Raw genomic sequence first — 26,504 nt, forward strand, 5'->3', positions numbered from 1 at the left:
AAGCGAAGCAATGGATTTGCCATTTACCGGTGGAGAGTGGGTGTTGCTGGAGCTGGCCATTGCGCTGGCGTATATCGTGTTTGGAGTTGCCGGGTTCGGTACTGCACTGGTTGCGGGGCCACTGCTGATCCTGTGCTTGCCCTTGTCGAAAATCATCCCGTTGCTGGTGCTGCTGGATTTTGTCGCGGCGTTTGGTAACTGGTTGCCATCGCGCCGGGATGTTTCACGGCCGGAGCTGTTGCGATTGCTGCCGTGTATGGCCATTGGCTGTGTCATCGGTGTGGTGTTCTTGCTCAACCTCAAGTCCGACCTGTTGTTGCTGTTGATGGGGATCTTTATCAGTGCCTACGCGCTGTACAGCCTGGCGGTGAAGGTGCGACCGACCGAAGTTGCACCCGTCTGGGCGATCCCGACCGGCGTCACGGGCGGGCTATTTGGCGCATTGTTCGGCAGCGGTGGTTTTTTGTATGCGCTGTATCTGAATGCACGCTTGCCCAAAGACGCGGCGCGCGCCACCCAAAGTGCGTTGATCAGTTGCAGTACCGTGGTGCGCTTGAGTTTGTTCGTGATTGCGGGTGTGTATGCCGATGGTACGCTGCTGTTGCTGGCCGCCTGTCTGTTGCCGGCCATGGCGCTGGGGCTGTGGACAGGCCGTCGTCTGACCCGCAAATTGTCCCGCGAGGCCTTTGTGCGCCTGGTGACCTGGCTGGTACTGGCCAGCGGGATTGCGCTGATAGCGCGCTATCTGAGTGCTTGACCTCGCGGTGTGAGGCTTTAAGCTGCGCGCCTGATCCAACTCTGTGGGAGCGGGCTTGCTCGCGATGCAGGCACTGCGGTGCGGCAGCCAGATCGCGGCGATATGATCGCGAGCAAGCCCGCTTCCACAGTTTCAGTGTGTTGCCCTTATCCCACGTACACGTGCCGTATCCATGAACTCGCAAAGCATCATCGTTCCTAAAATCTCCACCTTGCCGGTTCACGAACCCCGGGCCCGGGCGATCGTGCGCTGGCTGGTGCGCAAGAACATCATTGCGCAAGAGCTGACCACCTGTGGCCGCACCGGCAATGGCATGGCCTACGCCATCGCACCGGGTGCCCGGGACGTGGTGCTGAACCCCGAGGCGTTGCCGTTCGGCCAGCCGGTCAATGGTCTGGAGATCATCACCAAGCGCTGCATCTACACCCCGTCCAGGGGCTTTCTTGAAGAAGCCGGCTGCGCCGAGTGCCGCAAGGAAGTGGGGGAGGCGTTGTTCGACAGCCTTGAAGACTGGATGCCGGGGCGTACCGACAACTTTATTTGCCCGCTGTGCACCCATGAAGACGACATCAACGGCTTTCTGTTTTTGCAGCCGTGTGCGTTTTCCAATCTGGGTTTCATTTTCAACAACTGGGCCGAAGCAGGCTTCAAGCAAAGCTTCCTCGACGAGTTCGCCGACTGGCTTGATCAGCCGGTGGCGTGGGTGAAAGTCGAACTCTAAAACTGTGGAAGCGGGCTTGCCCGCAATGCGGGCGGCTCTGTTCAGCTGCGTTGCGCGGTGATGCCTTCGCGAGCGAGCCCGCTCCCACACATGTAAAACTGCCCTGTGGGTCAATAAATCATGGGCCTTAGCGCAAAACTCTCTAAAGGTTTACGTTGAGAGACGCAGGTGTTTTGAGTACAATGGCGCGCTTCCATTTTCCCGCTCGGGAGCCCCAGCGATGCTGCGTATCAGCCAAGAAGCACTCACATTCGATGACATCCTTCTCGTCCCCGGTTATTCCGAGGTTCTCCCGAACGAAGTCAGCCTAAAGACTCGTTTGACCCGTGGCATTGAACTGAATATTCCGCTGGTTTCCGCCGCAATGGACACCGTAACTGAAGCCCGTCTGGCAATCGCCATGGCTCAGGAAGGCGGTATCGGTATCATCCACAAGAACATGACCATCGAGCAGCAAGCTCACGAAGTTCGCAAGGTCAAGCGTTTCGAAGCCGGTGTGGTCAAAGAGCCAATCACCATCGAGGCTGATGCCACGGTACGTGAACTGCTTGAACTGACCCACCAGCACAACATTTCCGGCGTACCCGTACTGCACAATGGCGACCTGGTCGGCATCGTGACGTCCCGTGACGTGCGCTTTGAAAACCGTCTGGAAGCTACCGTCCGTGACGTGATGACGCCCAAAGAGCGTCTGGTCACGGTCAAGGAAGGCGCCGACAAGGAAGAAGCCCGCGAACTGTTGCACAAGCACCGCATCGAGCGCGTGCTGATCGTTGACGACAAATTCGCCCTCAAAGGCATGATGACCGTCAACGACATCGAAAAAGCCAAGGCTTACCCGCTGGCCAGCAAGGACGATCAAGGTCGTCTGCGCGTAGGCGCTGCGGTCGGTACTGGCAAGGACACCGCCGATCGCGTAGCCGCCCTCGTGGCTGCCGGCGTTGACGTGGTAGTTGTCGATACCGCTCACGGTCACTCCAAAGGCGTGATCGATCGCGTACGTTGGGTCAAGCAGAACTTCCCTGAAGTTCAGGTCATTGGCGGCAACATCGCCACTGGCGCTGCTGCCCTGGCGCTGGCTGAAGCTGGCGCTGACGCGGTCAAGGTCGGTATCGGCCCAGGCTCGATCTGCACCACCCGTATCGTTGCCGGTGTTGGCGTTCCGCAAATCAGCGCGATTGCCAATGTTGCTGCTGCGCTTGAAGGCACTGGCGTTCCGTTGATTGCCGACGGCGGCATCCGTTTCTCGGGTGATCTGTCCAAAGCCATCGTCGCCGGTGCTTCCTGCGTCATGATGGGTTCGATGTTTGCCGGTACTGAAGAAGCACCGGGCGAAATCGAGCTGTACCAGGGCCGTTCGTACAAGGCTTACCGCGGCATGGGTTCGCTGGGTGCGATGTCGCAATCCCAGGGTTCTTCTGACCGCTACTTCCAGGACTCCTCCGCGGGTGCCGAGAAGCTGGTGCCGGAAGGCATCGAAGGTCGCGTGGCATACAAAGGCTCGCTGACTGCAATCGTGCACCAGCTGATGGGCGGTCTGCGTTCTTCGATGGGTTACACCGGCTGTGCCGACATCGAACAAATGCGCACCAAACCTGAATTTGTACGTATTACCGGTGCCGGCATGGCTGAATCCCACGTCCACGACGTGCAGATCACCAAAGAAGCGCCAAACTATCGCGTAAGTTGATAGTGGTCGCCCCCAGGCCAAAACCTGGGGGCGATACGAATTAAGTCACCGGGGCTGTTTGATTCAGCCCCGTGTTGTTTCTGAAATTAATCGAGATTTTGTCATGGCCCTCGACATTCACGCTCACCGCATTCTGATCCTCGACTTCGGTTCCCAGTACACCCAGCTGATCGCCCGCCGCGTTCGCGAAATCGGCGTTTACTGCGAACTGCACCCGTTCGACATGGACGACGCAGCGATCCGCGAATTCGCACCTAAAGGCATCATCCTTGCCGGTGGTCCGGAATCCGTGCACGAAGCTGGCAGCCCGCGCGCGCCGCAAGCCGTGTTTGACCTGGGCGTACCGGTCTTCGGCATCTGCTACGGCATGCAGACCATGGCTGAACAGCTGGGTGGCAAGGTTGAAGGTTCCGAGCTGCGTGAGTTCGGTTATGCCCGCGTAGACGTAGTCGGCAAAAGCCGCCTGCTGGACGGCATCGAAGACCATATCGACGCTGACGGCCTGTTCGGTCTGGACGTGTGGATGAGCCACGGTGACAAGGTCACCAGAATGCCATCCGACTTTCACGTTCTGGCCAGCACTCCAAGCTGCCCGATCGCCGGCATGTTCAGCGACGAGCGTGGCTACTATGGTGTGCAGTTCCACCCGGAAGTGACCCATACCAAGCAGGGCGGCCGCATCCTGTCGCGCTTTATCCTCGACATCTGCGGCTGCGAAGCCCTGTGGACACCGTCGAAAATTGCTGAAGACGCAATCGCCAACATCCGTGCCCAGGTTGGCACCGACAACGTTTTGCTGGGCCTGTCCGGCGGCGTTGACTCTTCGGTTGTTGCGGCGTTGCTGCACAAGGCCATCGGCGACCAGTTGACCTGCGTATTCGTGGACAACGGCCTGCTGCGCCTGCACGAAGGTGAGCAAGTGATGGCCATGTTCGCTGAGAACATGGGCGTCAAAGTAATCCGTGCCAACGCTGCCGAGCAGTTCCTCGGCAACCTGGCTGGCGAAAGCGACCCGGAAAAAAAGCGCAAGATTATCGGCCGTACCTTCATCGACGTGTTCGATGCCGAATCCTGCAAGCTGGACAACATCAAGTACCTGGCCCAGGGCACTATCTACCCGGACGTGATCGAGTCGGCTGGCGCCAAGAGCGGCAAGGCTCACGTCATCAAGTCGCACCACAACGTGGGCGGCCTGCCGGACGAGATGAACCTCAAGCTGGTTGAACCCCTGCGCGAGCTGTTCAAGGACGAAGTCCGCCGTCTGGGCCTGGAACTCGGCCTGCCGTACGACATGGTCTACCGTCACCCGTTCCCGGGCCCGGGCCTGGGTGTGCGCATCCTGGGTGAAGTGAAGAAGGAATACGCCGACATCCTGCGTCGTGCTGACCACATCTTTATCGAAGAGCTGCGCAAGGCCGACTGGTATCACAAGGTCAGCCAGGCATTCGTAGTGTTCCAGCCGGTTAAATCGGTTGGCGTTGTAGGCGATGGCCGTCGTTACGCCTGGGTTGTTGCCCTGCGTGCCGTAGAAACCATCGACTTCATGACCGCACGTTGGGCGCACCTGCCTTACGAGCTGCTTGAAACTGTCAGCGGTCGCATTATCAACGAAATCGAAGGCATCTCCCGCGTGACGTATGACGTGTCGAGCAAGCCGCCGGCAACGATTGAGTGGGAATAAGTCTGGCCGGTTAACCGGTTTGATTTAACAAAAGGCGGTCAACACCCAGTGTTGACCGCCTTTTTTATTGAGTGCCTGCATCGCTGGAAAGTCAGCCCCCACAATGACTTGATAAAGTTCAAGCCAGCACGCACTAAGGTCCTGTCTTTAATTAAGGGACTTATAGTCACTTTTGCAACTTCCCCTTGTGCATGACATTTTTCCGACGCCAATTATTTGAACTTTTAGATGGTTCAAAAAGCAATTGCCGTTAGTTCAATTCATTCATACGCGTCATTAAAACATCAGCCATACATAGTGGAGTGTCTAGCCAGAACAGTCGGTTAGGTGCGCTGATTCAGTCGCAGTCAAAATACTGACAACAAAAACAATCGCACTCTCCTTATTAAGTCGGTGATACATCATGATCAAGATCATGGCCTACTTGTTAATAGGAGTTGTACTTGCAGGATGCAACGGTTTTGTGAAGCCCGATCTTTCGGGGCCTGCCAATGACTCATACTTTTTAGTCTTCTCGGGCTTTCCCATGCCGTTCATGTACATGGCCTCGGCCGTGCAGTGGAATGAGGATTATGCGGTCACGACCCGGCACACTCCGTTCATCGCCAACGTTGCCTACAGTTGCAGCACTCACTGCGATCTGGTCTTTATCCAGCACAAGGCTAACGGCCATTTCCCGAGATGGCGCGCACCCCGTGTGGGCGAGAGCATCACTGCCGTGGGGGCGAGCCCTTACTTTGTGACCACCACGGGTAAAGGCAAGGTGTTTCAAACGCCCTTCCTCAATACTGAAGAACACAGCGGTGACCTTTATGGCATCCATGATGCCCCGCTGGTCAAGGGGATGTCGGGCGGGCCGGTGATTGCCAGTGACGGCAGCATTGTTGGCATCAACGCCGGTTTCTACTCAACCACGCTGAACAGCGTGATCACCCAGCCGGGCTTGAAGGATGCCGAGAGGGTCAGCATCTTTATCCCTTACTCGATCATTCAGCGTGAGTGGGGGATGTTGCAGGCGCAATTGAACGGCCCGCACGGCTCGAAGTATGCGGCGAAGTAAGCCCAAAGGGCCTCAGTCCGAGGTGGGGGCGAGCCTGCTTGCGAAGGTCTCAGAGCCCCGGTTGCTGACGCCCTTCGCCCTGCCTGGCAAAATTTGACCCGGCACGCGGCTCACAACCAAACGTCAACAGACCCTAGCGCCGTGCCACATCCGAAAAGTAAAACTTGTCCAGGGTATGCCGTGACTCGGTGTACTCGAACTGGCGTCCGTCCTGCAAAAATGTCTGGTTGCTCACCACGATCACATGGCTCTGGCCGTCCAGGTCAAGATGCTGCTGGTCGTCCTTGCTGCGCGGCACCGCTTCGATGGTGCGCTGGGCGTAGCTGATCTGCAGGTTCAGGGTTTGCTCGATGTAGGCATAAATCGAGTGCTGGGCAATGTCCTCGTCCAGGCCGGGTATCAAATCGCTCACGAAGTGGTTGATGTCCAGGATCACCCGCTTGCCATCAATGTGACGCACGCGTTTGATACGGGTTATCAGGCTGCCGGGCTCAACGTGGAACTTCTCGCACAATGTACCTTCGAGCGGGAACCGGGTGAACTCGACCACGTCCGTTCTGACGTTCTCCCCCAGGCGCGGGTGGGTTTCCTGGAAGCTGACAATGCCGCCCAGCTGGAACTCAATCGGGCTGGAGGAGAGTACAAAGGTGCCTTTGCCATGAATCTTTTGCGCAAAGCCACGCTCTTGCAGTTGCTCTATGGCCTTGCGCACGGTGCCACGGCTGGCCGCGTAACGGGTCATTAGCTCGGCTTCGGATGGCAAGCGTGCACCGCGTGCCAGGCGTTCGGTGGTGATGCTGGCAAGCAGATCGGTGTAGATCTGATTGTATTTAGTCATGGCGAGGGCTCTATGCCGTTGGGCTCAGGGCCCGAACCATAAGGGTGGGGGTACAGGCAGCGCAAGCCCTGGCGCATGGGCAGCAGGCAAAAATAATCAAACTCGTCTGTACCAGTTATTGCTTTAACTCGTACAGACGAGTATTTTTCGTTTCTGCGTGCTGCCAAAACGACGCTCCATAATAAAAATTCAAGCGGAAGACAACGCATGAGCCACGACTATTCCCTTATCGCCAGCGAGTTGCTGCACAGCCTCGGTGGCGCCGAAAACGTTGAGCAGGCCGCGCATTGCGTCACGCGTTTGCGCCTTGCACTCAAAGACCCGAGCCTGGTGGACAGCGCCACCCTTAACCAGATCGATCTGGTCAAGGGCTCCTTCTTTACGGGCGGCCTGTACCAGGTGGTGATCGGCCCCGGCGAAGTCGAAAAGGTCTATGCCGCCTTGCGCGAGCAGACCGGCCTGGCCGCTGCCACCATCGCCGACGTCAAACAAAAGGGCGCCGACAAGGCCAACGCCATGCAGCGTCTGGTGCGGGTGTTCTCCGATGTGTTCATGCCCATCCTGCCCGCGTTGATCATTGCCGGCCTGCTGATGGGGGTTAACAACCTGCTCGGCGCCAAAGGCATGTTCATTGCCGATAAAACCCTGCTCGATGCCTACCCGTCACTGGACGGTGTATGGAGCCTGATCAACCTGATGGCCAACACTTCGTTTGTGTTCCTCCCGGCGCTGGTGGGCTGGTCGGCAGCCAAGCGTTTTGGTGGCAGCGAGATTCTCGGCATCGTGCTGGGCCTGATGCTGGTTCACCCCGATCTGCTCAATGCCTGGAACTACGGCAAGGCCGTTGCCGGGCTGGACGGGCAGAGCCTGCCGTACTTCGACATCCTGGGCCTGTTCCAGATCGAGAAGGTGGGTTACCAGGGGCAAATCCTGCCGATCCTGATGGCCGCCTACGTCATGAGCGTGATCGAAAAATGGCTGCGGGCACGGGTGCCCAACGCCATTCAACTGCTGGTGGTGCCGATTACCACCATCGTCATCACCGGGGTGCTGGCGCTGGCAATCATTGGCCCGGTGACCCGTCACCTGGGGATCCTGATTACCGAAGGCGTGGTCCTGCTGTTTGATCTGGCACCGGTACTCGGCGGGATGATTTTCGGCCTGCTGTATGCGCCGCTGGTGATTACCGGCATGCACCACATGTTCCTCGCCGTCGACCTGCAACTGATTGCCAACCATGGCGGCACGTTTATCTGGCCGATGATTGTCATGTCCAACCTGGCCCAGGGCAGCGCCGCGCTTGGCGTGTTCTACATGAGCCGCAATGTGCGCGAACGCAGCATGGCGTCTACTTCAGCTGTTTCCGCCTATTTCGGTATCACCGAGCCGGCCATGTTCGGGATCAACCTGCGCTACAAATTTCCGTTCTATGCGGCGTTGATCGGCTCGGCGCTGGGCAGCATCTTCCTGTCGCTGAACAAGGTCCAGGCTTCGGCGATCGGGGTCGGTGGCTTGCCGGGCTTTATCTCGATCATCCCGCAGTACATCCCGATGTTTGTGATCGGCATGTTGGTGGCGATTGTCGTGCCGTTTGTCCTGACCTGTGCCCTGAGCCTGAAAATTGTACGGCCCGGGTACCGCGTCGCCTGAATAACCTTTCCCTGTAGCCGCTGCCGCAGGCTGCGGCTACAAAGACAATGCAAGGACCCTCCATGCAAGACTGGCAGCGTTCGGTGATCTACCAGATCTACCCAAAAAGTTTCTACAGCCACGCCGGCAACGCCACGGGCGACTTGCTGGGGGTGGTCGACAAGCTCGACTACCTGCAATGGCTGGGCGTTGATTACTTGTGGCTGACACCGTTCCTGCGCTCCCCCCAGCGTGACAACGGCTATGACATCAGCGACTACTACGCCATCGACCCCAGCTACGGCAGCATGGCCGATTGCGAGCTGTTGATCGGCGAAGCGAGCGCCCGTGGCATCAAGTTGATGCTCGATATCGTGGTCAATCACACCTCCATCGAGCACGAGTGGTTCCAGCAGGCGCGCAGCAGCCTCGACAACCCGTACCGCGACTTCTACATCTGGCGCGACCAGCCGAACAACTGGGAATCCAAGTTTGGCGGTTCGGCCTGGGAGTACGAGGCGCAAACCGGCCAGTACTACCTGCACCTGTTTGACCACACCCAGGCCGACCTCAATTGGGACAACCCCAACGTGCGGGCCGAGGTGTACAAACTGATGTGTTTTTGGCGGGACAAGGGCGTGGGCGGCTTCCGCCTGGACGTGATCAACCTGATCTCGAAACCGGCCCACTTCCCGCAAGACAGCAGCGACGGGCGCCGTTTTTACACCGATGGCCCCAACGTGCACGAATACCTGCAAGAGATGCACCGCGAAGTGTTCGCCGGGCACGATCTGGTCAGCGTCGGCGAAATGTCGTCCACCAGTCTTGAGCACTGCATCCGCTATTCACGGCCTGACAGCCAAGAGCTGTCGATGACCTTCAACTTCCATCACCTGAAAGTCGATTACCCGAACATGCAGAAGTGGGTGCGGGCTGACTTCGACTTTTTGCAGCTCAAAGGCATTTTGTCGGACTGGCAGGTTGGCATGCAGGCGGGGGGCGGCTGGAATGCCCTGTTCTGGTGTAATCACGATCAGCCGCGCGTGGTTTCGCGCTTTGGCGATGACAGTGAGCATCGCGTGGTGTCGGCCAAGATGCTGGCCACCGCGCTGCACGGCCTGCAAGGCACGCCCTATGTGTATCAGGGCGAAGAAATCGGCATGACCAACCCCGGGTTTGAGCGCATCGAGCAGTACCGCGATGTAGAAACCCTGAACATCTACCGCCTCAAGCGCGAAGCGGGTGTGTCGCACGAAGAATGCATGGCGGCGATCAAGCAGAAATCGCGGGACAACGGCCGCACGCCGATGCAATGGAATCATCAGCCCAATGCCGGCTTCAGCAGCGTCGAGCCGTGGATTGGTATCCCCGCCAACGCGGCGTTTATCAACGTAGAAGAGCAGCGCAATGACCCGGCTTCGGTGCTGCATCACTACCGTCACTTGATCGCCTTGCGTCGCGCAGAACCGTTGCTGCAACACGGTGAATACCGTCTGTTGTTGCCCGAGCATAAGCAGGTGTGGGCCTATGTGCGTGAGGGCGATGGCGAGAGTTTGCTGGTGATCAACAACTTCTACGGCACGCCGTGCGATATCGAACTGCCGCAAGGGGTGATTGACGCGGGCATGAGCCAGCGACTGCTGATCAGCAACTACAACGACTGCCCGGTACGCAGTCACAGCATCTCGCTGCGCCCGTATGAGTCATTCGTGCTGCACCTGAAAACCTGAAGCTGGATTGCTCTGTGGGAGCGGGCTTGCTCGCGATTCAGGCAACTCGATAGGCCTGAATCAACGCGGTGTGACCATCGCGAGCAAGCCCGCTCCCACAGAAATATGGCTGTAATCACATAAAAATAAAAAAGGTCGTGCAATGAAATCATCACTCAACTACAGCATCTGTATCGCCAGCCTGTGCCTGCTGGCGCCACTTTCCGTCAATGCCCTGGAGTTCGCCGGGTATTTGCGCAGCGGCGTGGGCAACTCGCTCAATGGCGGCAAGCAATCGTGTTTCCAGTTGCCAGGTGCCGAGTCCAAATACCGGCTGGGCAACGAGTGCGAGCAATACGCCGAGCTGGAACTGCGCCAGGATGTATACAGCTTCGACGATGGCTCGGTGCTGAGCGTCGATGGCATGGCTTCGCTGTACAACCAGTACAATCGCGAGCTGACCTTTCAGGGCGACAACGGCGCGGCCCGTCTGCCGCAGCTGTATGCCCAGTGGTCCAACCTGCCGGCCCTGAACGGCGGTTCGGTGTGGGCCGGGCGCCGTTACTACAAGCGTAACGACATCCATATTTCCGACTTCTACTACTGGAACCAGAGCGCCACCGGTGCCGGGATCGAGGACGTGCTGATCGGCGGCTTGAAATACAGCTACGCCCTGTCGCGCAAGGACAACCTCTATCAGGAAAACTACTTGAACCGACACGACTTTAACGTGGCCGGTTTCAATACCAACCCAGGGGGGCAGCTGGAGTTTGGTCTGAGCTACCTCGACAAGCCCGAGCGCACCGATGCCCACAGTGGCTGGGCCATTACGGCGCAGCATGTGCAAAGCGACTTTTTGGGCGGCAAGAACAAACTGGCCCTGCAATACGGGGAAGGCTCGGGCACCGGGCTGGGCTATACCGGCGACTTCAAACTCGATAACAGCAGCAAGCGCTACCGGATCGTCGAGTTCTTTGACTGGCAAGTGACGCCGCGTTTCGGCGGGCAGATCGAGGCCGTGTATCAGAAGGATTTTCGGCCTGACGGCGGCAATCAAGAGTGGCTCTCCCTGGGCGTGCGCCCGACCTACGCGATCAGCGAGCAGTTCAAGCTGGTCACCGAGCTGGGCCATGATCAGGTCAAGGCTGCGGACGGCACGCGCAAGCTGAGCAAGTTCACGTTCGCGCCGACCTGGTCACCCAAGGGGCCGGGCTTCTGGACGCGTCCTGAAGTGCGTCTGTATTACACCTATGCCAGCTGGAACGCCGCTGCACAGCGTGCGGCCAATGAGATAGATGCCGGGTCGGCGCTGTCCGACAGCGGTGCATTCGGTTCGGCGCGGCATGGTTCGAACGCAGGTTTGCAAGTCGAGTACTGGTGGAAGTAAGCGAGCTGTCGGGGCGCGCGCTCCATCGGCATTTAACCGAATCAATTGCAGGTGAAGTCATGGTCACATCCCAACAACTGGAACTGCTGGCGCCTCTGGCCGGTGTGCTGCTGGCGCTCGATCAGGTCCCGGACCCGGTGTTTTCCAGCCGCCTGATTGGCGACGGTCTGTGCATTGATCCCACTTCCCAGGTGCTGTGTGCACCGTTGGCCGGGGTGATCAGCAACCTGCAACACACCGGGCACGCCATCAGCATCACCGGGGACAACGGGGTGCAGGTGTTGCTGCATATCGGGCTGGATACGGTGAACCTGGGAGGCAAGGGCTTCACGCCCCTGGTCGAAGCGGGGCAGCGGGTGACGGCGGGGCAGGCGTTGATCGAGTTCGACGCAGACTCTATCGCCCTGCATGCCCGCAGCCTGCTGACCCTGATGCTGGTGGTCAGTGGCGAAAGCTTCGCCCCCTTGGTGCCGGGCAGCGATCTGGTTGAGAGCGGTCAGCCATTACTGCGTTTGCAACTGACTGAAACCGGGGATGTGACAGAGGAGCAGGCCGGCGCCGCGCAGCTTTCAGCGCCGCAACGGTTGCCCAACCCCAACGGCCTGCACGCCCGCCCGGCAGCGGTGCTGGCGCAGGCCGCGAAAGGGTTTGCAGCGACGATTCACCTGCACACGGCGCAGAGCAGCGCCAATGCCAAGTCACTGGTGGCGATCATGGCCTTGCAGACGGTGCACGGTGACAGTGTGCACCTCAGTGCGGCAGGCCCGGATGCGGGGCAGGCTCTTGAAGCCCTGTCGGGGTTGTTGGCCTCGGGGTGTGGCGAAGGCGGCAGTGCGCCGGTGGTCGAGTCGTCACCCGTGGTAGCGCCGGCAGAGGTCGCAACCGATGTGCTGCGCGGGGTGTGTGCCTCCTCGGGTTCGGCATTCGGCCAGGTGGTGCAGATGATCGAAAGCACGCTGGAGATTGCGGAGTTTGGGGCGGCCCCGGGCCATGAGCGTGCACAGCTGCAGGAGAGCCTGGCCGAGGCCGCTGCCGGGTTGCAGACTTTGTGCGACAACGCGCCGGGCGCGGCCCAGCGTGAGATTTTCAAGGCCCATCAGGAATTACTGGAAGACCCGGGCCTGCTGGAGCAGGCGTTTGAGCTTATCGAGCAGGGCAAGAGCGCAGCTTTCGCCTGGCAAAGCGCCACGCAGGCAACCTCGCAGCTGTTCAAGGGGCTGGGCAGCCGCTTGTTGGCCGAGCGTGCGCTGGACCTTGAAGACGTCGGCCAGCGGGTGCTCAAGCTGATGCTCGGAATGCCGGACAGCGCACAGGAGTTGCCCGACCACGCCATCTTGATTGCCGAACAACTGACACCGTCCCAGACCGCGGCACTGGATACCCGCAAGGTGGCGGGCTTTGCCACCGTGGGTGGCGGCGCCACCAGCCATGTGGCGATTCTGGCCCGGGCACTGGGCTTGCCGGCGATGTGCGGGATGTCGCCGCAAGTGCTGGCGCTGGCCAATGGCACGCCGGTATTGCTCGATGCCGACGCAGGGCAATTGCATCTGCAACCGGCCCCGGAGCGCATCAAGCAACTCGATCTGCAGCGAGCCCGGCAGCACGAACGCCAGCACCGTGACCTGCAACAGGCAGCCCTGGCAGCCTGTACCCGTGACGGGCAGCGCATCGAAGTCAGCGCCAATATCGCGTCCCTGGCCGAAGCCGGGCAGGCCATGACGCTGGGGGCCGAAGGGGTGGGGCTGTTGCGGTCCGAATTCTTGTATCTGGAACGCAGCAACGCCCCCAGCCACGACGAACAGGTCGCAACTTACAGCGCCATCGCCCGCGCCGTAGGGGCTGAGCACAATCTGGTGGTGCGCACCCTGGATGTGGGCGGCGACAAACCCCTGGCCTACGTACCGATGGAGCACGAGACCAACCCGTTTTTGGGGATGCGCGGGATTCGTCTGTGCCTGGAGCGTCCGCAACTGCTGCGTGAGCAGTTCCGTGCGATTCTGGCCAGTGCCGATCTGGCCCGCCTGCACATCATGTTGCCGATGGTCAGCCAGTTGTCCGAGTTGCGCATGGCTCGTCAATTGCTCGAAGAGCAGGCGCAGTTACTGGGGCTCAAACAGCTGCCAAAACTGGGGATCATGATTGAAGTCCCGGCGGCGGCGTTGATGGCGGATCTGTTCGCGCCCGAGGTCGATTTTTTCTCGATCGGTACCAACGACCTTACCCAGTACACCCTGGCCATGGATCGCGACCACCCGCGCCTGGCCAGTCAGGCCGACAGCTTGCACCCGGCGGTACTGCGCCTGATCGCCACCACGGTCAAGGCGGCCCACGCCCATGGCAAATGGGTTGGGGTTTGCGGCGCATTGGCCTCCGAGACGCTGGCGGTGCCGGTGCTGCTGGGCCTGGGGGTTGATGAGTTGTCGGTGAGCGTACCGTTGATCCCGGCGATCAAGGCGCGGGTACGCGAGCTGGACTCTACCGAGTGCCAGGCCTTGGCACAGCGGGTGCTGGGGCTTGAAAGTGCCGAGCAGGTGCGTGCTGTTTTGCAGCCCTTGCAGCAGCCCATGACCGAGTTGGAGTACTGAACATGTTCGATAAAATGCAGAAAGCATTCTGGAAAGCCCTGACCCCGGACCTGGTGGCAGATGAACCCGGCAAGTCGGCCTCGGGCCTGGATGATGCTGTTTTGGCGGCCCTGGGCGGTGCCGGCAATCTGAAGTCCGAGCAGCGGGTGGCCCTGACCCGCATCCGCGTGGAGCTTGCCGATGTCACCCGCATGGACCCACAGGCCCTGAGCAAGGCCGGGGTGCCGGGGGTTATGGCGTTGCCGGGCGGGGTGCTGCATTTGTTGGTGGGCCTGTAAATACCCAAAACCCAAACCTGTGGGAGCGGGCTTGCTCGCGATTAAAGCGCCTCGGTTTACCTGACAGACCAAGGCGCCTGCGGCCCTTCGCCACCCCGCCCTTACGGTTTCGCAACTGCAGGTGTATCGTATTCGCCTTTTGCGGGCTTCACGCTCGCGCCGGATACGAGAGGTAGTTGAATCCATGTCCTTTACCCGTCGACAAATACTCGGTGGTTTGGCCGGCCTGGTAGTGGTGGGTGTTGGCGCAGGAGGCGCTTCGCGTTACTGGCTGGGCAAGGTGGCCGCCGATGAGGCCGGTCACGATTACGAGCTGATTGCAGCACCACTGGATGTAGAGCTGGTGCCCGGCCATCAGACCCAGGCCTGGGCCTTCGGCCCTTCGGCGCCTGGCACTGAACTGCGTGTACGTCAGGGCGAATGGCTGCGGGTGCGCTTTATCAACCACCTGCCGGTTGCGACCACCATCCACTGGCACGGTATCCGCCTGCCACTGGAAATGGACGGCGTGCCCTATGTGTCGCAGTTGCCGGTGTTGCCCGGTGAATACTTCGACTACAAATTCCGTGTGCCGGATGCCGGCAGCTTCTGGTATCACCCCCACGTCAACAGCAGCGAAGAACTGGGCCGCGGCCTGGTCGGGCCGTTGATTGTCGAGGAGCGCGAACCCACCGGGTTCAAGCACGAACGCACGTTGAATATCAAAAACTGGCATGTGGATGAAGAAGGCGGCTTCCTGCCGTTCAGCATCACTCGCGAAGCTGCACGGGGCGGTACGGCAGGGCGCCTGTCAACCATCAACGGCAGCCATGTGCCGACCATTGATTTGCCTGCGGGGCAGATCACCCGGGTGCGGATCCTCAATCTCGACAACACCCTGACCTATCGCCTGAACATTCCCGGGGTTGAAGCCAGGATCTACGCCCTGGACGGCAACCCCATCGAGCCGAGGCCGTTGGGCAAGGATTACTGGCTGGGCCCGGGCATGCGCATTTGCCTGGCAATCAAGGCGCCCGAAGCGGGCCAGGAGCTGTCGTTGCGTGACGGCCCGGTGCGCCTGGGCACCTTGCGCTCGGTCGCCAGCACCGATGCCCCGGGGGAATGGCCGCCGGCGCTGCCTGCCAACCCGATTGCCGAGCCTGACGTGGCGAATGCCGAGAAGATCAACTTCAACTTTGAGTGGGTCGGTTCGGTGTCCGAGGATCTGGGGGCCGATCAGCCGCCCAGCCTGTGGCAGATCAACGGCATCGCCTGGGACATCAAGGACAAGACCTGTGCCGATCGCCCGATTGCCAAGCTCAAGCTGGGCCAGAGCTACATCTTCGAGCTGAAGAACATGACCCAGTACCAGCACCCGATCCACCTGCATGGCATGAGCTTCAAGGTGCTGGCGTCCAATCGCAAAAAGATCATCCCGTACTTCACCGACACTTACCTGTTGGGTAAAAACGAGCGTGCCCGCGTGGCGCTGGTGGCGGATAATCCCGGCGTGTGGATGTTCCACTGCCATGTGATTGACCACATGGAAACCGGCCTGATGGCCGCCATTGAGGTTTCCTGATGCGACAAGGGCGTCAACCCCAGATCATCGATCGCAGCCGCGACCAAGAATTTATGCGCGAAGCACTGGCCCTGGCCGCCCAGGGCGCAGCACTGGGGGAAGTGCCGGTGGGCGCAGTGGTGGTGCAGAACGGTGAGATTATCGGCCGCGGTTTCAACTGCCCTATCAGCGGCAGCGACCCCAGTGCCCATGCCGAGATGGTTGCCATCCGTGCGGCAGCGGCGGCGGCCAGCAACTACCGGCTGCCGGGCAGCACGCTGTACGTGACGCTGGAGCCGTGCAGCATGTGCGCGGGCCTGATCGTGCATTCGCGGGTGGCACGGGTGGTCTACGGCGCGCTGGAGCCCAAGGCCGGGATTGTGCAGAGTCAGGGGCAGTTCTTTACCCAGGGCTTTCTCAACCACCGGGTGCTGTACGAAGGCGGGGTGTTGGCCGAGGAGTGCGGGGTGATTTTGAGCGAGTTCTTCAAGGCCAGAAGAGCCAAATCCTAGGTACATCAACCACCCAACCTGTGGGAGCGAGCTTGCTCGCGATGCAGACGGCGCGGTCAATCTGGATTCGCGCGGTGATGCTATCGCGAGCAAGCCCGCTCCCACAGGTCGTGGTTATTTCTTCGCGATGATCACCGCCCGCATCGGCGCCGGCAGCCCTTCGATGGTTTTGCTTGGGTCGTTGGGGTCCAGGTAGTCGCTCAGGGACTGGAACTTCATCCATTCAGTGGCCCGCTGTTCTTCAACCGTGGTCGTGCTCACGTCCACGCAGCGCACGTCGCTGAAGCCCGCACGGCGCAGCCAGCGCTCCAGTGCCGGGATCGATGGCAGGAACCACACGTTGCGCATCTGTGCGTAGCGGTCTTCCGGCACCAGTACCTGGTTCACATCGCCCTCAATCACCAGGGTTTCCAGCACCAGCTCGCCGCCTTTGACCAGGCAGTCTTTCAACGCCAGCAAATGTTCGATAGGAGAGCGGCGGTGGTAGAACACGCCCATGGAAAACACCGTGTCGAAACCTTCCAGGTTGGGCGGCAGGTCTTCGAACGGGAACGGCAGGTGCCAGGCGGCTTCCTGTTGCAGGAAACGCTGCACGGCCTGGAACTGGCAGAAGAACAACCAGTTCGGGTCGACGCCGATCACGCTGTGGGCACCGGCACCGAGCATGCGCCACATGTAGTAGCCGTTGCCGCAGCCCACATCGAGGATGCGCTTGTGCTTGAGGTTGATATGCGGCGCGACCCGTGACCATTTCCAGTCTGAATGCCATTCGGTATCAACGTGTACGCCAAACAGGTCGAACGGACCTTTGCGCCACGGTGACAGGCCCATCAATGCCTGGCGCATCTGCGCACGGGTTTCATCGTCGCACTCGGTGTCCAGGGTCAGGCCGTTGAGCAGGTCGACCTGGGTCGGCATGACAGCAGGCAGCGCATCCAGCGCGCTTTGCCAGCGCTCCAGGTCGCCGTGGCCTTTCTCCATTTTGACGTCGAGCTGGGCTTGCAGGGTGTTGGCCCATTGCGCCAGGGGCGTACCGGCAAGACGGCGGGCGAGAGGGGATAGATCAATCATGGCAAGGCAATCAACGAGGCAAAGTTAAGACACTGGAACCACGGCACGACTTTCGAGAACCCGGCCGCCAGCAGGCGTTCACGGTGTTCTTCGAGGCTGTCGGGCTTCATGACGTTTTCGATGGCGCTGCGCTTTTGGGCTATTTCCAGATCGCTGTAGCCGTTGGCGCGCTTGAAGGCCACGTGCAGGTCGGTCAGCAGCCCGTGCTCTTCGGGGTCGCTGAAACGCAGCTTCTCCGAGAGGATCAGGGCACCGCCCGGCAACAGCGCCTGGCGAATCCGGCCGAGCAGCGCCAGGCGTTCCTCGGGGGCGATGAATTGCAGGGTGAAGTTCAGCGCCACCACCGAGGCGGGCTCAAACTCAAGGGCAAGGATGTCGCCTTCAATCACTTCAACCGGCAACAGCTCCTGGAACATCGAGTTCTGCCCGTTGAGGTATTCGCGGCAGCGCTCGACCATCGCCGCCGAGTTGTCCACCGCTATCACCTTGCAGCCTTCGGTGCGCACATGCCGGCGCAGCGCCTGGGTGACCGCGCCCAGTGAGCTGCCCAGGTCGTACAGGACGCTGTTGGGCTGGGCAAACTGGGCGGCAAGCACACCAAGGTTTTCGACAATGGTCGGGTAACCGGGCACCGAGCGCTTGATCATGTCCGGGAACACCCGCACCACGTCTTCGTTGAAGGCGAAGTCCGGCACCTGGGCCAGGGGCTGGGCGAAAATACGGTCAGGTTCTTTGCTCACGACGGTTCCGGCGCTGGAAATTCAAAAGGGGCGGCATTTTAGCCAAGTTAGCGCCGGGATGCGCGGTCTGTCTGATAAACCGTTCAGCGTTTGCTCTGGCTGAACACCGAGGCGGCAATGCCCCATTGGCCGATCCAGTAACTGAGAATGATCAGGTACGGCGCCGCGCCGAACGGGAGTACAAAACGGTCGATGCCAATCAGGCTGTCCGAAACGACAAACGCCAGCGCGCCGGCGGCTGCCAGCCAGGCCGAACGCTTGGGAACGTGGGAGCCCAGCCGGGCCAGGGCGCGCCACAGCATGGCGCTGATGGCCAGGGCGTAGACCGCCACCGGAATCAGCAGATCGCCCAGGCCCTTGGCCGCCATCACGCTGAACAGGCTCACGCCAGCCAGCAGCGCCAGCGCCAATGGCAGCAGGGCCAGGCGGCGGCAGTCCACGAGATAGGCTTTGAGGTATGCCAGGTGGGCGACCAGAAATGCGCCGAGGCCAAACACAAACAGGTCCACCGGCCAGGCCAGCAGAATGTCCCCCAGCAGGGAAAACAACAGGCCGATGCTGATCCAGCGTCGATAGGGGCTGGCTGGCGCATCTTGCAACCAGCCGAGCAACGCCAGCACCGGCACCGGCTTACTCAGTAAACACAGCAGCGTGGCCTGCATGCTCACGCCGTAGAGATACGCCACAGCGCCCATCACCGCGAGGATCAGCCACGGCATGTCAGTTCACCGTGATCGGGCAGTCGAACACCTGGGCGGGTTCGGTTTCGGGCTCCCAGGGCTGCTGGGAGGTCAGGCGCAGGCGGCCGGTGCCCGCGGCAAACACCTGGAAACGCCAGGTGGATTTCCCGCCACTGCCCAGCAACTGGCCATTGTCGCTGCTGCTGTAGACCTCCGGGCCCAGGCTGCGCAGCACGCCGCCCGCAGAGTCCTGGATCGCCCAGCGGTAGCCGGTGGTGGGGTTGCTCGGCAAGGACACAATCAACTGCTGCCCGATGTGCAGTTGCTTGGGGCAGTCGCTTTGCTCTTCGACGGTAACGTTGTGTGCAGGCTGTTGGGCACAGGCCGTCAGCAGGCTGAGGCCGAGCAGGGGGAGAAGGCGTGCAGGGGGCATTGAAGGCTCCGGTCAGACAAACACAATGACGCAGCATAACCCATGACGGGCGCTGCGCCATTTGTCGTCGGCCGCTTAGAAACTGGCGTGGGGCGGGCTGATACTGAAATCGCCACACAGCTCAAGGCTGTTGCCGTTGTGATCCAGGCCCTCCATCGTGAACAGCCGGGCGCTGTAGCAGCTCTCGATCACACTCAGGTGCAAGGTACCGATATCGGCCTGGTTCAAGTGATAGACCTCACGCCCGTCGATTTCGACGCACTCGATGTAGGACATGGACTGGACGGGTCCTCGCTCACCTCGTTTGAACTGGTAAATGCCCGACTGGATATTGATGTCCAGCGTCAGGGCGACGGCGCGATAGGCCGTTGTGCCCAGCTCATCGATCTCGCCGGTGATGACAATTTTCTTTTGGCTGCTGGCGAAAGTCATTTCCTGAGCGGCAAAAGCAGGGCGGTCGAGCAGTTCGGCCGTAAGTTCGCCACAGGTTCTGGGGTTGAACACCTGTGGGCCGGCCTCTTTGGGCCTGAGGATATCCGGGTTTTCGTACACAGGATGATGAAGTGACATAGCCGGTTCCTGCGTTATTTTTGTGAGATTGGTAGCTATTAGGGGTGGGAAATAGAGAAGCGTCTACTGTCAGAAGTGACAGTAGACGTGTTGAGGGCGCAGTGTGCAGAGAGTTTGTTTACCGGCGGCGCAGGTGAGGAGGTCTTGCGGGATGTCAAAGATGGTGAACCAGCCCCGGGAGGGGCTGGTGCGGCAGTTAAAACAATACCTTGGCCACATCGGTGAAGCGTTTGGCGAAGTGGACGGTAATGCCTTCTTTCAGATAGTCGGGCAATTCTTCGAAGTTGCCACGGTTCGGCTCGGGCAGGATCAGTTCGTTGATTTTTTGCCTGCGCGCCGCGATCACTTTTTCCCGCACGCCGCCAATTGGCAAGACATGCCCGGTCAGGGTCAGTTCGCCGGTCATGGCGATGCCTTTCTTGGGCGGCTGATTGCGCGCCAGTGACAGCAGGGCGCTGGCCATGGTCACGCCTGCGCTCGGGCCATCCTTTGGGGTTGCGCCTTCAGGCACGTGCAAGTGCACGAAGGCCTCATCGAAGAACCGCGGATCGCCGCCAAACTGCTTAAGGTTGGCGCTGATATAGCTATAGGCGATTTCGGCAGACTCTTTCATCACGTCGCCCAGTTGCCCGGTCAGCTTGAAGCCGCGGTTGAGGGTGTGAATGCGGGTCGCTTCAATCGGCAAGGTCGCGCCGCCCATGCTGGTCCAGGCCAGGCCGGTAATCACCCCGGTGCCGCTGATGACCTGCTCGTTGCGGAACACGGGGGTACCCAGCGACGCTTCGAGGTCTTTGGGGCCGATCTTGATCACCGCTTTGGGGTCTTCCAGCAGCTTGACCACCGCTTTGCGCACCAGTTTGCCCAGCTGTTTCTCCAGCTGGCGTACACCGGCCTCCCGGGCGTAACCGTCGATCACGGCGCGCAGGGCGCTGTCGCTGATGCTCAGGCTGTTTTTGGACACCCCGGCTTTTTCCAGTTGTTTAGGCCACAGATGACGCTTGGCGATCGCGACCTTTTCTTCGGTGATGTAACCCGAGAGGCGGATCACTTCCATCCGGTCGAGCAACGGCCCGGGGATCGAGTCCAGGGTGTTGGCGGTACACACAAACAGCACTTTGGACAGGTCCAGGCGCAGGTCCAGGTAATGGTCGAGGAAGTCGACGTTCTGTTCCGGGTCCAGGGTCTCGAGCAGTGCAGACGCAGGGTCGCCCTGGAAGCTTTGGCCCATCTTGTCGATCTCGTCGAGCATGATCACCGGGTTCATCACTTCGACATCCTTGAGCGCCTGCACCAGCTTGCCCGGCTGGGCGCCGATGTAGGTCCGGCGATGGCCCTTGATCTCGGCCTCATCGCGCATGCCGCCCACGCTGAAGCGGTAGAACGGACGCCCCAACGATTCGGCAATCGACTTGCCGACACTGGTTTTACCCACGCCCGGCGGGCCCACCAGCAATACGATCGAGCCGCTGACCGAGCCTTTGTAAGCGCCTACGGCAAGGAACTCGAGAATCCGGGTTTTGATGTCATCCAGCCCGGCATGATGGGCGTCGAGCACTTTGCGTGCGTGCTTGAGGTCAAGCTTGTCCTGGCCGAACACGCCCCAGGGCACAGACGATGCCCAGTCCAGGTAGTTGCGGGTGACGGCGTATTCCGGCGATCCGGTTTCCAGAATCGACAGTTTGTTGATTTCTTCATCGATGCGTTTTTGCGCCTGGGCCGGCAGGGTCTTGCCTTCAAGGCGCTGCTTGAACTGCTCGATATCGGCGCTGCGATCGTCCTTGGTCAGGCCCAGTTCCTGCTGGATCACCTTGAGTTGTTCCTTGAGGAAAAACTCGCGCTGATGCTCACCGATCTTGAGGTTAACCTCGGCAGAAATCTCTTTTTGCAGCCGCGCTACTTCGACTTCCTTGCGCAGCATGGGCAGCACTTTTTCCATGCGCTTGAGCATGGGCACGCAATCGAGCACCTGTTGCAGCTCGTTGCCGGTGGCCGAGGTCAGCGCCGCCGCGAAGTCGGTCAGCGGCGACGGGTCGTTGGGGCTGAAGCGGTTGAGGTAGTTTTTCAGCTCTTCGCTGTACAGCGGGTTGAGCGGCAGCAGCTCTTTGATCGCATTGATCAGCGCCATGCCGTAAGCCTTCACTTCGTCGGAGGGGACTTTGGGCTGCTGCGGGTATTCGACTTCCACCAGATATGGCGGGCGGTGATGCTTGAGCCACATGCTGATGCGCACACGGGTCAGGCCCTGTGCCACAAACTGCAATTTGCCGTTTTCGCGGCTGGCGTGATGCACTTTCACCAGCGTTCCGTATTCCGGGAGGCTGTTGGTGTCGAAGTGGCGAGGATCATCCGGTGGCGTGTCGACAAAAAACAGCGCCAGGGAGTGATGGGGTGACTTGCTGACCAGATCCAGGGTTTCGGCCCAGGGCTCTTCATTGACGATGACCGGCAGCACTTGCGCCGGGAAGAACGGCCGATTATGGATCGGGATGATGTACACCTTGTCCGGCAGATTCTGCCCTGGCAGCGCCAGTTCAGTGCCTGCTGCGTGTTGAAGGTGTTCGGTTTCAGAGTGTTCTACATCGGTGTACTCAGTCGTGTTATCCGGAAATTCTTGCTGGTCGCTCATGGGGCACCTGCGCAATTGTGTATGGGTGTTAGATGGGGCGCAGTGGCAGTGGTTTCAATGGTGAAGCGATTTTCATCAACAATCTGTAGTCGTTGACGATCTGCGTTCGGCGACGAAGCTCAATCCCGGCGTTTCAGATAGATTGCGCTTGCCGGGTTTGTGACCACCGCCGCAGCAAGGCATTTGGCCTTTAATATCAGTCGTTTCGTACGACGTTTCGCTTTCATTCCCGTGAAGCATTCTAGAAAATCTCGATCCCTTGCGCCGCTCAAACTCGGGGAATAGTCTCGGCCAATCGCTGCAAAACAGCGGTCGGGTTTAGTCGCCCGACGTGTACATTCGGCGCAAGGCGCCACCTCCGCGAGGCGCTTTTTTACGGCCTGCGTTTTATGGTGGCCGTGCGCAGGGCGCCTTCGAGCGCGCCGGTTTTTCCGAATGTACCGGTCGACTAACCTGCGCACGGCTGCCTCCCATTTGCTGAGTCGCAAGTGCTGGCAGCTCCTTGAGTACAATCGGAGTTACGCCATGAAAAAGATCACCCCCCGATCCCCCTGCTTTACCCCTCGATGCTGCTGACGGTAATGACCCGTTGCTCGACCGTATCGCCGTCGAACGTGCGCTCAATGACTACCTGCAAAACCATAAGCCTTATCGCCCCATAGGCACGGCCATGCTGGCCATCCCGGACAGTGTCAATTCAGAAGCGGCTTTGGCCCAGGCGTCAGACTTGTTGCGCTGTGCGGGTGCCTGCGCGAATGAGGCGGGGAATGGTTTGAGCGGGCCCGCGCGCGATTTGGTGTTGTCGGTCATGCACTTGGTGGAGCTGGCCAAGGGTTATGTCGACAAGTCGCTGGACACGCTGGCAACGCACTGAAACAGCACGCGCCTGATTGGCGACAGGCGCGTCATTTAGCCGTCAATAACTGATCCACGGTGCACATATCCGGCATTTGCATATAACTGAAGTTATGGTTTCGCTCTTACAGCGAGTCTCTTTGGAAGGACCAAAAGGAACCCAAAGGTCCTCGCCCCATCGTACGGCCTTCGCTCCGGTCTGTTCCGTGGGCACGCCGTCACGGGCCATCCATGGCCCATCACGGCTCTCCCGGCATCCATGCCGGTCTACCCACTACACAGAACCTCCTCTCGGCCTCCCGGAAGGGCGGGCAGATCAAAACCCGCCGAGGCGGCCGACCGACCGGCCTGGTTGGTGTAAGCGTGCGCTGCGCAATCTCCTGTGCCGCAAGGTTCTGTGACGGCTGCGACGCTGTAGCCACGCGATAGTCCGAACAACGCGAATGCCCCTCACAGGAGGCTGAGCGCAGGTGTTGTTAAGGGGTGAAGGCGAGGAGTATCAACATACCCTCGAACGGCTGGAGCGCTGGCACTGCAACACAGCCCAGGGCTGCCCGATCAGCCGGCTGATGGATGCCGTGGCGTTCGAGGCCTGGGTATCGAAGTTGCGGGCGGTTGTCTAAACACAAAAAAAAGCGGCCATCTCTCGATAGCCGCCTTTTTTACAACCAGCTGTAAAACTTACTCAGCCAGTTTAAACGCCATGACGTAGTCACCTTTTTTGGTGCCCAGGCCGCCGTGACCGCCCGCCATGACCAGCACATATTGAGTGCCGTCCTTGCCGGTGTAGGTCATCGGGGTGGTCTGGCCGCCAGCAGGCAGGCGACCTTCCCACAGTACTTTACCGTTGCTTACATCGTAAGCACGCAGGTACTGGTCGAGGGTACCGCTCAGGAAGGCAACCCCACCGGCAGTGGTGAAAGTCCCGCCCAGGCTTGGAACGCCCATCGACAGTGGGATTGGAACCGGCGAGCTGTCACGCACGGTACCGTTTTTGTGCTTCCAGATCACTTCGTTGTTGGTCAGGTCGACTGCAGCAACATAACCCCACGCCGGTGCCTGGCAAGGCAGGCCCAGTGGCGACAACAGTGGCTCCAGGATCACGCCGTAAGGTGCGCCTTTGTTCGGTTGAACGCCGGAGGTTTCGCCTTTGCGCGGGCCCATTGCAGCCACGTCGGCCTGCGGAACCAGCTTGGAGGTGAACGCCATGTAGCTCGGGTTCAGGAACGCGATCTGACGAACCGGGTCGACCGAAATGCCGCCCCAGTCAAACACGCCGAAGTTGCCTGGATACACGATCGAACCTTGCAGCGATGGCGGGGTGTACATGCCGTCGTAACGCAGGGATTTGAAGTTGATCCGGCACAGCATCTGGTCGAACGGGGTTACGCCCCACATGTCACGTTCGGTCAGGACCGGCGGGATCATGTTCAGGTCCGAGCGAGGCTGGGTCGGCGCCGTGTGGTCGCCTTCTACTGCTCCGCCTGGTGCCGGGATTTCGTGGATCGGCACAATGTCTTCACCGGTACGACGGTCAAGCACATAGATGCTGCCTTGCTTGGTGGAAGCCAGCAGAGCCGGTTTCACGCCATCAGCGGTTTTCAGATCCATCAGGGTCGGTTGACCACCTACGTCCATGTCCCACAGGTCATGGTGAGTAAGCGGACGGTACCAGCGGACTTTGCCGGTGTTGATGTCCAGAGCAGTGATGCCAGCAGCATAACGCTCGGAATCTTCGGTACGGTCGCCGCCATATTGGTCCGGCGTCTGGTTGCCCATCGGCAGGTAGAGCATGCCGAGGTTTTCGTCGACCGCGAACATCGACCACATGTTAGGCGAGTTGCGGGTGTAGGTCTGACCTTCGGCAATCGGAGTTGTATCTTCCGGGTTGCCGCTGTCCCAGTTCCACACCAGCTTGCCAGTGCGTACGTCGTAGGCACGGATTACGCCGGATGGTTCGTCAGTGGAGATGTTGTCGGTCACGTGGCCGCCAATCACAACCAGATCTTTGGTCACGGCAGGTGGCGAAGTGGAGTAGTAGCCACCGGGTGCGAAATTACCGATGTTATGACGCAGGTCGACCGCGCCGTTCACACCGAAGTCTTCGCACACTTTACCGGTGTCGGCGTTCAGTGCGATCAGACGGGTGTCGGCAGTCGGCAGGAACAGGCGACGCGGGCACGAGTTGCTGGAAGTTGCAGCAGCAGGCTCGGCAGCGCTTTGTTCGGTGCTGGCTTTGGCATAGGCGTTTTCGTCGTGATAAGTCACACCACGGCAGGTCATGTGCGCCCAGCCTTTGAAGTTTTCAGCGTTCTGAGTGCTGATCTTCGGGTCGTAGCGCCAGATTTCCTTGCCGGTGTCCGGGTCAAGGGCAATCACCTGGCTGTGCGGGGTACACACGTACAGCATGCCGTTGACTTTCAGCGGGGTGTTCTCGGCCGTTGTTTCGCCGGGATCGCCTTCACCTGGAATGTCACCAGTGCGGAATGTCCAGGCTGGAACCAGCTTGTGGGCATTTTGCGGGGTGATTTCTTTCAGCGGCGAGTAGCGGTCGCCATGGGCTGTACGCCCGTAGGACTGCCAGTCACCATCGGGCATGGCCGGTGCGGTGTTGGTCATGCCGGGTACGGCATCACGGTCCAGTTGACCCTTGATTTCACCAGGGCTGGTGAACTGGCTGGCCAATGCAGCCAGGCCGGCCAATACCACGGCAACGCTCAGTGCGCCGGTAGCGATCGGGGACGACTGGCCACGCAGGACCGGACGACGGAACCATGGCAACAGCAGGACGATACCGATGGCGAACCACAGGGCCAGACGTGGCACCAGTTGCCACCAGTCCAGACCTACTTCCATCAGTGCCCATACGGTGCTGGCGAACAATGTCAGCGCGTACAGGGCCAGAGCGGCTCGACGCGCGGCGATCAGCAGCGCACCCGACAAGCCAAAACCGATACCGGCCAGCAGGTAGTACCACGACCCGCCAAGCGCGACCAGTTTGATACCCCCGGCCAACATGGCCAGGCCCATTAGCAGCAGCAAGATACCGAGAAGGCTCGGTAGCAGGCGGCTTCGACTGAAAGCACCATCAGTGCTCATAGTGTGGTTCTCCGTTACGTTAGAGGTGTTCCCGTGAAGGCGT

22 protein-coding genes are annotated in these 26,504 nt (G+C 60.1%); 14 read left to right on the plus strand and 8 right to left on the minus strand.

All coding sequences use genetic code 11. From position 1 onward, the window contains the following. The first annotated feature begins 10 nt into the window (after positions 1-10). The 5 genes from ACZRMS_RS20460 to ACZRMS_RS20480 all read left to right on the plus strand — a co-directional run bounded on the left by ACZRMS_RS20460 (position 11) and on the right by ACZRMS_RS20480 (position 5,909). Complete coding sequence (locus ACZRMS_RS20460; protein WP_463996805.1) at positions 11-757, plus strand: sulfite exporter TauE/SafE family protein; 747 nt, start codon at positions 11-13, stop codon at positions 755-757. Positions 758-929: 172 nt separating this feature from the next. After that, positions 930-1,478: a sugar ABC transporter ATPase gene (locus ACZRMS_RS20465; protein WP_463996806.1), complete on the plus strand. Its 549-nt coding sequence runs from the start codon at positions 930-932 to the stop codon at positions 1,476-1,478. A gap of 220 nt (positions 1,479-1,698) precedes the next feature. Continuing rightward, entirely contained in the window at positions 1,699-3,168 is a 1,470-nt protein-coding gene (gene guaB / locus ACZRMS_RS20470) for an IMP dehydrogenase (RefSeq protein WP_463996807.1), read from the plus strand. Positions 3,169-3,271: 103 nt separating this feature from the next. Beyond that, positions 3,272-4,849, plus strand: coding sequence for a glutamine-hydrolyzing GMP synthase (guaA, locus tag ACZRMS_RS20475; protein WP_463996808.1), 1,578 nt, complete (start codon positions 3,272-3,274; stop codon positions 4,847-4,849). Positions 4,850-5,252: 403 nt separating this feature from the next. After that, complete coding sequence (locus tag ACZRMS_RS20480) at positions 5,253-5,909, plus strand: trypsin-like peptidase domain-containing protein (RefSeq protein WP_463996809.1); 657 nt, start codon at positions 5,253-5,255, stop codon at positions 5,907-5,909. Between the two features lie 133 nt (positions 5,910-6,042). On the opposite strand, the gene treR is transcribed toward ACZRMS_RS20480, so the two are convergent. Beyond that, positions 6,043-6,747 carry a trehalose operon repressor gene (gene treR / locus ACZRMS_RS20485; protein WP_463996810.1) on the minus strand — a complete coding sequence of 235 codons (705 nt, stop codon included), beginning with the start codon at positions 6,745-6,747 and terminating at the stop codon, positions 6,043-6,045. A gap of 207 nt (positions 6,748-6,954) precedes the next feature. On the opposite strand from treR, the gene treP reads away from it, so the two are divergent. The 7 genes from treP to tadA all read left to right on the plus strand — a co-directional run bounded on the left by treP (position 6,955) and on the right by tadA (position 16,387). Further along, the gene (gene treP / locus ACZRMS_RS20490; RefSeq protein WP_463996811.1) at positions 6,955-8,397 is read left to right on the plus strand and encodes a PTS system trehalose-specific EIIBC component; all 1,443 of its coding nucleotides are present in this window, start codon (positions 6,955-6,957) and stop codon (positions 8,395-8,397) included. 62 nt (positions 8,398-8,459) lie between these two features. Beyond that, positions 8,460-10,106, plus strand: coding sequence for an alpha,alpha-phosphotrehalase (gene treC / locus ACZRMS_RS20495; protein WP_463996812.1), 1,647 nt, complete (start codon positions 8,460-8,462; stop codon positions 10,104-10,106). Positions 10,107-10,248: 142 nt separating this feature from the next. After that, a complete protein-coding gene (locus ACZRMS_RS20500; RefSeq protein WP_463996813.1) occupies positions 10,249-11,472 on the plus strand; it encodes a carbohydrate porin in 1,224 nt (407 codons plus the stop codon). A gap of 59 nt (positions 11,473-11,531) precedes the next feature. Beyond that, the gene (gene ptsP, locus ACZRMS_RS20505) at positions 11,532-14,057 is read left to right on the plus strand and encodes a phosphoenolpyruvate--protein phosphotransferase (RefSeq protein ID WP_463996814.1); all 2,526 of its coding nucleotides are present in this window, start codon (positions 11,532-11,534) and stop codon (positions 14,055-14,057) included. A gap of 2 nt (positions 14,058-14,059) precedes the next feature. Next, the gene (locus ACZRMS_RS20510; RefSeq protein ID WP_463996815.1) at positions 14,060-14,335 is read left to right on the plus strand and encodes a PTS transporter subunit EIIB; all 276 of its coding nucleotides are present in this window, start codon (positions 14,060-14,062) and stop codon (positions 14,333-14,335) included. A 184-nt stretch (positions 14,336-14,519) separates the two neighbouring features. Then, positions 14,520-15,896: a multicopper oxidase family protein gene (locus ACZRMS_RS20515; protein WP_463996816.1), complete on the plus strand. Its 1,377-nt coding sequence runs from the start codon at positions 14,520-14,522 to the stop codon at positions 15,894-15,896. Then, complete coding sequence (tadA, locus tag ACZRMS_RS20520; RefSeq protein WP_463996817.1) at positions 15,896-16,387, plus strand: tRNA adenosine(34) deaminase TadA; 492 nt, start codon at positions 15,896-15,898, stop codon at positions 16,385-16,387. The genes ACZRMS_RS20515 and tadA overlap by 1 nt, the downstream gene beginning before the upstream one ends. A gap of 114 nt (positions 16,388-16,501) precedes the next feature. Here tadA and cmoB read toward each other — a convergent pair whose 3' ends face one another. From cmoB to lon, 6 genes are all read right to left on the minus strand, one after another. Beyond that, the gene (gene cmoB, locus ACZRMS_RS20525) at positions 16,502-17,458 is read right to left on the minus strand and encodes a tRNA 5-methoxyuridine(34)/uridine 5-oxyacetic acid(34) synthase CmoB (RefSeq protein WP_463996818.1); all 957 of its coding nucleotides are present in this window, start codon (positions 17,456-17,458) and stop codon (positions 16,502-16,504) included. Beyond that, complete coding sequence (cmoA, locus tag ACZRMS_RS20530) at positions 17,455-18,198, minus strand: carboxy-S-adenosyl-L-methionine synthase CmoA (protein WP_463996819.1); 744 nt, start codon at positions 18,196-18,198, stop codon at positions 17,455-17,457. Before cmoA ends, cmoB begins: the two co-directional genes overlap by 4 nt. Positions 18,199-18,281: 83 nt before the next feature. Next, positions 18,282-18,917 carry a lysoplasmalogenase gene (locus ACZRMS_RS20535; RefSeq protein ID WP_463996820.1) on the minus strand — a complete coding sequence of 212 codons (636 nt, stop codon included), beginning with the start codon at positions 18,915-18,917 and terminating at the stop codon, positions 18,282-18,284. 1 nt (position 18,918) lies between these two features. Further along, positions 18,919-19,311, minus strand: a complete 393-nt coding sequence (locus tag ACZRMS_RS20540) for a protease inhibitor I42 family protein (RefSeq protein WP_463996821.1) — start codon at positions 19,309-19,311, stop codon at positions 18,919-18,921. Positions 19,312-19,386: 75 nt separating this feature from the next. After that, positions 19,387-19,881, minus strand: a complete 495-nt coding sequence (locus ACZRMS_RS20545) for a hypothetical protein (RefSeq protein ID WP_463996822.1) — start codon at positions 19,879-19,881, stop codon at positions 19,387-19,389. Between the two features lie 196 nt (positions 19,882-20,077). Beyond that, positions 20,078-22,507 (minus strand): endopeptidase La, encoded by a 2,430-nt coding sequence (gene lon, locus ACZRMS_RS20550; RefSeq protein ID WP_463996823.1) that lies wholly within the window; start codon positions 22,505-22,507, stop codon positions 20,078-20,080. A 589-nt stretch (positions 22,508-23,096) separates the two neighbouring features. Between lon and ACZRMS_RS20555 the strand changes: the two genes are divergently transcribed. Beyond that, positions 23,097-23,381 (plus strand): DUF6124 family protein, encoded by a 285-nt coding sequence (locus tag ACZRMS_RS20555; protein WP_463996824.1) that lies wholly within the window; start codon positions 23,097-23,099, stop codon positions 23,379-23,381. 451 nt (positions 23,382-23,832) lie between these two features. Beyond that, positions 23,833-23,985: a hypothetical protein gene (locus ACZRMS_RS20560; RefSeq protein WP_463996845.1), complete on the plus strand. Its 153-nt coding sequence runs from the start codon at positions 23,833-23,835 to the stop codon at positions 23,983-23,985. Between the two features lie 58 nt (positions 23,986-24,043). On the opposite strand, the gene ACZRMS_RS20565 is transcribed toward ACZRMS_RS20560, so the two are convergent. Further along, on the minus strand, positions 24,044-26,461 hold the full coding sequence (locus ACZRMS_RS20565; protein ID WP_463996825.1) for a glucose/quinate/shikimate family membrane-bound PQQ-dependent dehydrogenase: 2,418 nt from the start codon (positions 26,459-26,461) through the stop codon (positions 24,044-24,046). Positions 26,462-26,504: the final 43 nt, after the last annotated feature.

The organism is Pseudomonas sp. B424, assembly GCF_055408345.1.